Here is a 9,171-nt window from a genome sequence, read left to right as displayed (position 1 = left end):
CAAGCCCAATGACCTGACACCATCGACCTTGAAAGCAGCCTCCGATCGCCAGCGCCCTACCGCGCCAAATACCGCGCTCGCAAATCATAGGGTCACAAGCTCTCAGGATGACGTGTGCCGATTTGATCTGAAAATCAGCATGCTTGAGCGCGAATTAGTTCGCCTTCTCGATCAGGCTTTCCAGCAGGCGCTTCAGATCCGCCGTGGCCTTGTTGCCGTAATTCTCGGCGATGAAGGCCTCCTGGCTCAGCGCCAGCGAGTTCAGGCGCTGGGTCAGCGCCTTGCCGCGGTCGGAGGAGAACATCAAGACCTTGCGCCGGTCGTCGGCATCCTGGACGCGGTAGACGAGGGCATCCGACACCATCCGGTCGACCATCTTGGTCAGCGTCGGATGATTGAGCAGCACCGCTTCGGCAAGTTCACCCATCGAGTGGCCCTTGCCGTCCGACAACACCTTGAGGATGCGCCACTGCTCGACCGGTACGCCTTCCTTGCGGAAGCGCGCGTCGAGCTGGCGATTGATCTCCCGGTTGGCCTGCGCAAGCAGGTAGGCGAGATGCTCGGTGATGGGTTTACTGGGCGATTTGGCCAAGGCTTTGAACTGCGTAATGGAGTTTTGGATGAATATTTAGCGCTCTTGCTTGAACTCTATGCACGGGAATCGTTGAATATTCAATATTTTCCACTAGGATTTTTGTTGCCGATCACCTTGCCGATGGTAGTCTGATGGCGCCGGACTAAAAGAAGCTGAAAGGAGAGCGAATTGCTCTCGCTGCCGCAATTAGAAAAGTTCGGTGGGCCGCCGATGCCGCCGGAACTGCTGCTCAAGGGGTTTCCGGGGATGGGGACGGGCACCTCGGAGCCGGCGCTTGGCCCGTTCCGGGCGCCCCGCGACCGCAAGAAGTTGCGGATTGCCAATTTTGTCGGGCTGTCCGGTCCGTCGGGAATCTGGGGCCCGGCCTCCATCAACAGTACGCTGCTGGGGATTTCCGAGATCAACCGCCGCGGCGGCATTCTCGGCCGCGAGATTGAAGTCGCGTTCCACGACACCGGCGGCGATATCGACGACGTGACGCGCACCGCTTCCGACATCGTCGCGTCCGAAGACGCCGATCTCATCATGGGCTCGCATATCAGCGCGGTCAGGGTGGCGCTGCGCAAGGTCGTCGCCGGACAGATTCCATACCTGTACACGCCGGTCTATGAGGGCGGCGAGCGGACGCCCGGCGTGATGGCCATCGGCGAGACGCCGGGGGCGCAATGGCGCCCGTCCATCGAGTGGCTCGCCAACACCAAACAGGCGGCCAACTGGTACCTGATCGGCAGCGACTATGTCTGGCCATGGCTGTCCCACAAGGCGATCAAGAAATACATCGCGGACGCCGGCGGGCGGGTCGTCGGCGAAGAGTTCGTGCCGATCGGCGAGCATAATCACGGCAACCAGCTGGCGCGGATCCGGGCCGCGAAGCCCGACGTGGTTCTGATCACGTTGATCGGCGCCGACAGCGTCGTCTTCAACCGTACCTTTGGCGAGCAGGGGCTCGGCTCCCGCATGCTGCGTCTGGCTGGCGCGATGGACGAGACCGTGCTGCTCGGGATCGGCGCCGACAATACCGAAAACCTGTTCTGCGCATCCGGCTATTTCATCGACAAGGCGTCGCGGGAGAACGACGCATTCCGCTGCCAATACGAAGCCTCGTTCGGCCGCCACGCGCCGCCGATCGGCTCGATCGCGCAGTCGAACTATGAAGGCCTGCGGTTTTTGGAAACCGTCGCAGCGCGCGCAGGATCGCTGGCGAGAAAGCCGCTGCTCTCGGCGGCTGCGAATGTGGACTATCAGGGCGCGCGAGGCACCGTCGGCATTCGCCGCGGCAGCGCCAGGATGCCGATCTATCTTGCAGCCGCCAACGGGCTCGACTTCCGGCTGATCAAACAGTTCTGATCGCCAACGCGTAACGCTCCGCAAAAGGAGGTGTTGCAAAATAATACTTGAAAAGGAAAACATTTCCGTTTCTAGTGATGGGCATGGGGTTGGGGCCCTTCGCAATTTCCTTCGCGAGCCGTCAAAGAAACAGGAGAATCCATCGTGACAGTAGCGCTTCCTACTCCCGATCAACTGCGCGCGGTTGCCGACCAATGCGGTCTGGCCTTGACCGATGAGGACGTCGCTTCCTTCCGTGGGTTGATGCAGGGTTCGGTCGATGCCTACAACGCCGTGGGCGCAATGGCGGACGAAGTCCCGATCGTGAAGTACCCGCGGACCCCTGGCTATCGCCCGTCGCCTGAAGAAAATACGCGCAACGCCTGGTACCGCAAATCGACCGTCAAGGGCGCCGCCAGCGGCAAGCTGAAGGGCAAGGTCGTGGCGCTGAAGGACAACATCATGCTGGCCGGCGTGCCCATGATGAACGGCTCCGCGACGCTCGAAGGCTATGTGCCGGATTTCGACGCCACCATCGTCACGCGCATGCTCGATGCCGGCGCCGAGATTGCCGGCAAGGTGCATTGCGAAAACTTCTGCATCTCCGGCGGCAGCCACACCAATGCGACCGGTCCGGTGCACAACCCGCACAAGATGGGCTATTCCGCCGGCGGATCGTCGTCCGGCAGCGCGGTCGTGGTCGCACTCGGCGAAGTCGACATGGCGATCGGCGGCGACCAGGGTGGATCGATCCGGATGCCGTCGTCCTTCAGCGGCACTTACGGCATGAAGCCGACCTGGGGCCTGGTGCCCTATACCGGCATCATGCCGATCGAGATCTTCGTCGATCACACCGGGCCGATGACCGCCAACGTCGCCGACAACGCTCTGTTGCTCGAAGTGATCGCCGGTGACGACGGCTATGATCCCCGGATCAAGTCGCCCGAGGTGCAGAACTACACCAAGGCGCTGGGCGCCGGCATCAAGGGCATGAAGATCGCCATCGTCAAGGAAGGTTTTGAACAGGCCGGCGCCGAAGCCGACGTCAGCAGGAGCGTGATGGAAGCGGCGAAGCGGCTGGCGAGCCTCGGCGCGACAGTCGAACAGGTTTCAATCCCGATGCACATGGTGGCACCGGCGGTCTGGACGCCGATCGGCGCCGAAGGCATCGCCCAAACCATGATGTTCGGCGACGGCTATGGTCTCAGTCGCTCGGATCTGTACTCGACGTCGCTGATGGATTTCCACCGCGGCTGGCGCGGGCAGGCGGACTCACTGTCGGAAACGACAAAACTGTTTCTGATGCTTGGCGTCTACGTCAACAATAATTTCGGGCCGCGCTACTACGGCAAGTCCGTCAACATCTCGCGGCGTATCACCGCCGCCTATGACAAGGTGCTGGCGAATTACGATCTGCTGCTGATGCCGACTACGCCGATGAAGGCGACGCCGTTGCCGGCGCCCGGCGCCTCCCGGGAGGAGGTGTGCCAGCGCGCCTTCGAGATGATCACCAACACCGCGCCGTTCGACATCACGCACCACCCGGCGATGTCGATACCCTGCGGCATGGTCGACGGCCTTCCGGTCGGGCTGATGCTGGTCGGCCGGCACTTCGATGAAATGACCATCTATCGCGCGGCGCACGCCTTCGAGCAGGCGGGAGACTGGAAGAAAATGTAAAGCCGAACGCCGCAACGCCGCTGGTGATGGCATATGGATAATCTGTTCGTCGCACTGTTCGAGATCCTGAGTTTCGGCGCGATCGTCGTTCTGGTCGTGCTGGGCCTCGGGATCATCGCCAGCATGATGGGCATCTTCAACTTCGCGCAGGGCGAGTTCGTCCTGCTCGGTGCCTACGTCACCTATATCGTGCACAGTTCGGGGTTGCCGGTCTGGATCGGCATGGCCGCCGCTCCCTTCGTCGTCGGCGCGCTGGGGTTTGTGCTGGAGCGGAGCATCGTCCGGCGATTTTACGCAGCGCCGATCGTGGCGATGCTGGGCACATACGCGCTCGGGCTCATCATCCGCGAAATCGTCCGCGGCCTGATCGGCGGGCTCTATCTGTCGGTCCCGGAGCCGCTCGGCGGCTCGGTCAATATCGGGACCATGCACTTTTCGAGTTGGCGGCTGGTCATCATCCTGATCACGGCGCTGGTGATGATCGGCAGCTATCTGCTGCTGGCGCGCACCGCGTTCGGACTGCGCATCCGGGCGTCGCTGGAAAACCCCGCGCTCGCCCGCGCCTCCGGCATTTCGACCAACGCGATCTATGGCGCCACGTTTGCGTTCGGCGCCGCGCTCGCAGGCCTTGCGGGGGCGCTGATCGTGCCGGTGTTCTCGCTGTTTGCCGATCTCGGCCTGCGCTTCCTGATCCAGGGTTTTGTCGCCGTCATGGTCGGCGGAGTCGGCTCGTTCGCGGGACCGGTCGCGGGCGCCGGCGTGATCGGCACGCTGGCCGCTGCGCTGCCCTGGATCATCCCGCCCGTGATCGCCGACGTCCTCGTGTTCGTTCTCGCCATCATCTTCATCAAGTTTCGGCCGCAAGGCCTGATTTCAGGAAAAGGGGTCTAGTCCATGTCCAGCGAACGCAGCCATCTCAACCGCAGGCGGTTTCTCTCCAACTTCGCCTTTGCCAGCACCGCCATTGCCACCGGTGTCGGCAGCTGGGTCGTTCGTCCCGACTGGGCCAACGCGGCGGGGCCCCCGATCAAGGTCGGCATCGCGACCGACCTGACCGGCCCGATCGGTTACGCCGGCAACGCGGATGCGAACGTCGCCAAAATGGTGGTCAAGGAAATCAACGATTCCGGCGGCTTGCTTGGGCGGCCGCTGGAATTGTTCATTGAGGACACCGCCTCGAATGAATCGGTCGCGGTCGGCAACGTCCGCAAACTGATCCAGCGCGACAAGGTCGATCTGGTGCTGGGCGGCATCACCAGCTCGATGCGCAACGCCATCAAGGACGTCATCGTCGCGCGCGGCAAGACGCTCTACATCTACCCGCAGCTCTATGAAGGCAAGGAATGCACGCCCTATCTGTTCTGCACCGGCCCGACGCCGGCGCAGCAGTGCGACGAATTCATTCCCTGGCTGATCAAGAACGGCGGCAAGCGGTTCGCACTGCCGAGCGCCAACTATGTCTGGCCGCACACCCTGAATGTCTACGCCCGCAAGGTGATCGAGGCCAATGGCGGCGAGGTGGTGTTCGAAGAGTATTACCCGCTCGACCAGATCGACTTCAGCGCCACGGTGAACCGGGTCATCTCCAACAAGGTCGACGTGGTGTTCAACACCGTGATCCCGCCGGGGGTAGGGCCGTTCTTCAAGCAGCTGTACGAGGCGGGATTCCTCAAGAACGGCGGCCGGCTGTCTTGCGTCTACTATGATGAGAACACGCTCAACATCAACCAGGCAGCCGAGATCGAGGGACTTGCGAGCTGCCTCGACTACTTCAAGGCGCTCACCCCGGAAGATCCGTTCAGCGCCAAGCTCCATGCCGCCTACGAAAAACAGTTCCCGGGCACGTTCCTGTTCGCCGCGGGTAGTGCTGCGACCGGGACTTATCGTGGCCTCAAACTGTGGGAGGCGGCGGTCAAGGAGGCCGGCAAGATCGATCGCGACGGGGTCGCGGCGGCACTGGACCATGCCAAGATCGCCGAAGGTCCCGGCGGGCCGGCGGAAATGGTTCCCGGCAAGCGGCATTGCAAGATGAAGATGTACACGGCGGTTGCCAAGGGCGGCAATTATGAGATCGTCGCGCGCAGCGCCGGCCTCGTCGATCCCAAAGAATGCTAAAGGGAATGCCAATAGGGAATGCTGATGCAGAGCGAAGGGCAGCGGCGGACGACCGCCGTTGCCAAGTCGGGAGCGGATCTGCTGGTTTGACGACACCGCCGCCGCCGCTGCGGCTTCCGCTTCGCGTCGGCCGCCAGCGCCGATGGCAAGTGCTGCCGATCATTGAAATCGTGGTGCTGGCGATCGCCGTACTGCTGCCATTCGTCCTTAAGGACTATCTGACGATCTACGCCACGCGGGTCCTGATCCTGTGCCTGTTTGCGCTCTCGTTCGATCTGGTGTGGGGCTATGCCGGCATCATGAGTTTCGGGCAGGCCGTGTTCTTCGGCACGGCAGGTTACGGCGTGGCGCTGATCGCGCGTGATCTCGGCGTGACGTCGATCCTGCTCGTGCTGCCGGCCGGGCTCTTGATCGGTTTTACTTTCGCGCTGCTGCTCGGCGGGTTTCTGCTGCTCGGACGTCATCCGTCCAGCGTGATCTTTGTTTCGCTGGGCACGCTGACGGGCTCCTACGCGGCCGACCGGGTGGCGCGGGGCTGGTATTATCTCGGCGGCCAGAACGGCATTCCCTCGATCCCGCCGATGTCGCTCGGCAGCTACGACATCACGGAAGGGCCGGTCTATTATTACCTGACGCTTGGTATTCTTCTGGCGGTCTATTTGCTGTGCCGTTTTCTGGTGCGATCGCAATTCGGTCTGGCGCTGGCAGGCTTGCGCGAGAACGAGCAGCGGATCGCCTTCTTCGGCTACCAGGTGCAGCGGCTCAAGGCGATCATCTTTTCCTTTGCCGGCGCCGTCGCGGGCCTCGCAGGCAGTCTGTATGCGTTTCATGAAGGGTTCGTCTGGCCCAACATGCTGGGCGTGGTGATCTCGACGCAGGTGGTGCTCTACGTGCTTTTCGGCGGCTCCGGCACGCTGATCGGCGCGGTGATCGGCACGGTCGCGATCGAGGCGGTCAGTTTCTGGCTGTCGAACTCCTATCAGGACATCTGGCCGATCATCCTTGGCGTATTGCTGCTGCTGGTCATCCTGTTTCGTCCCGCAGGCCTCGTCAGCCTGATCCTGAGCGAGCGCGAGCGTGTCGGCAATTTCGGCCGGCTGCCGGAGGAGGGCGATCGTGGCTCTTCTTGAAGCGCGCGGCCTGATCAAGATTTTCGGCGAGCTGACGGCCCTGAACGGCGCCGATCTCACCGTTTACGAAAACGAATTCCACGGGCTGATCGGACCCAACGGTTCGGGCAAGAGCACGCTGATGAAGTGCGTCGCCGGCGCGGAAATCCCGACGTCGGGCACGGTGACGTTCGGCGGCCGCGACATCTCGCAGGCCTCGCCGGCGGAGCGGGCGCGCGCCGGCATGAGTCTGAAGTTCCAGATCACCAGCGTGCTGCCGGCACTCACGCTCTACGACAATATCCTGCTGGCGTTGCAGGCGCAGTGCTCGCTGCCCAGCCTGGTATTTTCGCGCAGCCGCGGGGTGCTGCACGATCGCGCGATGGCCATGCTCGAGCAATTCCGCCTGGTCGACCGCGCGGCGGAGCCGGCGTCCGCGCTGTCGCACGGCCAGCAGCAATGGCTTGAGATCGCGATGGCGCTGGCGCCGGAGCCAAAGCTGCTGCTGCTGGACGAACCGACCGGCGGCATGAGCCTCGAGGAACGCCGGGTGACCGGCGAGCTCCTGCAGCCGATCAAGAAAAAATGCTCCCTCGTCATCGTCGAGCACGACCTCGATTTCATCAGGGACATCTGCGACCGGCTGACCGTGCTCGATCAGGGCAGCGTGCTCGATTGCGGATCGGTTGCGCACATCCAGTCGAGCGCCCGGGTTCAGGAGGTCTATCTTCGCCGTGCCTGACCAGGACAGATATCTCAATATCCAGACTATCGATGCCGGCTATGGCCGCAGCCAGGTGCTGTTCGGCGTCAGCATGGCCGTGCCGTGGCGCGGCGGCGTCGCCATTCTCGGCCGCAACGGCGCCGGCAAGACCACGCTGATGAAGGCGATCGTCGGCGAATTGCCGTTGCTCTCCGGCGCTGTCAGCCTCGATGGCCGCAGCGTCGGTGCGCTGCCGACTGAACAGCGCATTCGCCTCGGCCTTGGCTACGTCCCGCAGGAGCACTCGGTGTTCGGCAGGCTGTCGGTGCGCGACAATCTCGCCGTCGGCGCATTGACCAACCGCGACAGCCAGGCCGTCAATCGCGTGCTGGAGATTTTTCCAAAACTCGGCCAGCGCATGGATCAGGTCGCCGGCACCTTGTCCGGCGGCGAACGCAAGATGCTCGCGATCGGCCGCGCGCTGTTGTCCAACCCGCGGGTGTTGTTGCTGGATGAGCCGACCGAAGGCGTCTGGATCGGCGTGATCGAGGAAATCACCGAGCGCCTGATCCTGCTGGCCAAAGACATCGCGATCGTGATCGTCGAGCAGCATCTCGATCTCGCGCTCCGCGTCGCGGACCGCGCCTTCGTGCTCGACCGCGGCCGGGTCGCGCTATCAGGATCGGCGCAGGAGGTCCGCGACGATCCGAGGCTGCTGCAGTATCTGGCGCCTTGAAGCACCGAACGTCGTCATGCCCGGGACAAGCCCGGCCATGACTAAAGACAAAATCACGACGCCTGAGCCTGGGCTTCCCGCCGCTCGAACGTCATCGCCTGCAGCACTTCGGCGAACGCGCCTTTGCGGTCGCTGAGCGTCGCCATGGTCAGCCCCGCGCCATTGGCGCCGGCGCGGGTGCGCGAGCGGATCAGGATCCATTCGCCCTCGGGCGGGCGGAAGAAATACAGGCTGATCTCGGGATTGATGAACGTCCATTCGCGCATGTCGACGATCTGGCCGACGCCGCTAGCAAAGTCCGCGGCCTGCACCGCCTGCAGCAGCGGTGTGTTGGTCTCGCCTTCGACCATGGGGGCGTCGAGCCGCATCCATGCCGCCGCGGGTCCCGGCTTTTCCAGCGCGCCTTCAATCAGCCGCACCGAAACGTTCTGGAAATAGCGGCTCCATTTCTGCGCAAAGGCCGGCGGCGGGGTGCCGGATTCCGGCGGCGCGTCGTCGCCCAAAGCTTTCGAGAACGGATCAGCGGGCGACTCATTGCCTTGCGCCGTCAATAGCGCCGTACTGCGGCCGATCTCGGTTTCGCCGTCCGTCAGCCGCACCTGGATGGTCTTGGCCTTGCGGCCGTCGCGCAGCATCTCGGTCTCTACGCCGAAGGCGCGCAAGCCCGCGGGCCGCCACAGGTCGAAGGTGAGGCGGCGCACGGCAAATCCGGATGTGTTGGCGAGCCTTTCGACCTCGCGCGTCATCAGCGCGGTGGTCGCGCTGCCCTGCAGCATATCCGGCGACCAGGGCCCGCCGGCATGTTCGGTGGCGCGAAAGAGAGGGCCTTCCGGCTTGAAAATGGCGGTCATATCGGGCTCCGCGGTTGAATCGCTGCCCGATTTCTACGAAGACCGGTCCGCGGCCA

Annotated in this window: 9 protein-coding genes; 7 read left to right on the top strand and 2 right to left on the bottom strand. The window is 63.3% G+C overall.

Features of this window, described 5'->3' with window-relative positions:
• Positions 1–154: 154 nt before the first annotated feature.
• Positions 155–592: a MarR family winged helix-turn-helix transcriptional regulator gene (locus JQ641_RS13315; protein WP_211996396.1), complete on the bottom strand. Its 438-nt coding sequence runs from the start codon at positions 590–592 to the stop codon at positions 155–157.
• A gap of 213 nt (positions 593–805) precedes the next feature.
• Here JQ641_RS13315 and JQ641_RS13310 point away from each other — a divergent pair, with 213 nt between their 5' ends.
• The 7 genes from JQ641_RS13310 (at position 806) to JQ641_RS13280 (ending at position 8,264) form a co-directional block, all read left to right on the top strand.
• Positions 806–1,942 carry a substrate-binding domain-containing protein gene (locus tag JQ641_RS13310; protein ID WP_211996422.1) on the top strand — a complete coding sequence of 379 codons (1,137 nt, stop codon included), beginning with the start codon at positions 806–808 and terminating at the stop codon, positions 1,940–1,942.
• Positions 1,943–2,086: 144 nt separating this feature from the next.
• Entirely contained in the window at positions 2,087–3,601 is a 1,515-nt protein-coding gene (locus JQ641_RS13305) for an amidase (protein WP_211996395.1), read from the top strand.
• 33 nt (positions 3,602–3,634) lie between these two features.
• Positions 3,635–4,492: a branched-chain amino acid ABC transporter permease gene (locus JQ641_RS13300; RefSeq protein WP_211996394.1), complete on the top strand. Its 858-nt coding sequence runs from the start codon at positions 3,635–3,637 to the stop codon at positions 4,490–4,492.
• Between the two features lie 3 nt (positions 4,493–4,495).
• A complete protein-coding gene (locus tag JQ641_RS13295) occupies positions 4,496–5,716 on the top strand; it encodes a substrate-binding protein (protein ID WP_192740307.1) in 1,221 nt (406 codons plus the stop codon).
• Positions 5,717–5,721: 5 nt separating this feature from the next.
• A complete protein-coding gene (locus JQ641_RS13290) occupies positions 5,722–6,846 on the top strand; it encodes a branched-chain amino acid ABC transporter permease (protein ID WP_211996393.1) in 1,125 nt (374 codons plus the stop codon).
• Entirely contained in the window at positions 6,833–7,567 is a 735-nt protein-coding gene (locus tag JQ641_RS13285; RefSeq protein WP_211996392.1) for an ABC transporter ATP-binding protein, read from the top strand. Before JQ641_RS13290 ends, JQ641_RS13285 begins: the two co-directional genes overlap by 14 nt.
• 73 nt (positions 7,568–7,640) lie before the next feature.
• Positions 7,641–8,264: an ABC transporter ATP-binding protein gene (locus JQ641_RS13280; protein WP_249150411.1), complete on the top strand. Its 624-nt coding sequence runs from the start codon at positions 7,641–7,643 to the stop codon at positions 8,262–8,264.
• A gap of 53 nt (positions 8,265–8,317) precedes the next feature.
• Here JQ641_RS13280 and JQ641_RS13275 read toward each other — a convergent pair whose 3' ends face one another.
• Positions 8,318–9,115, bottom strand: a complete 798-nt coding sequence (locus JQ641_RS13275; RefSeq protein ID WP_211996390.1) for a thioesterase family protein — start codon at positions 9,113–9,115, stop codon at positions 8,318–8,320.
• Positions 9,116–9,171 lie beyond the last annotated feature (56 nt).

This window comes from Bradyrhizobium sp. JYMT SZCCT0180 (genome assembly GCF_018130165.1).
Lineage (GTDB): Bacteria > Pseudomonadota > Alphaproteobacteria > Rhizobiales > Xanthobacteraceae > Bradyrhizobium.
The sequence above is the reverse complement of the archived record's forward strand: the minus strand, read 5'-3'. Positions and strand labels throughout refer to the sequence as shown.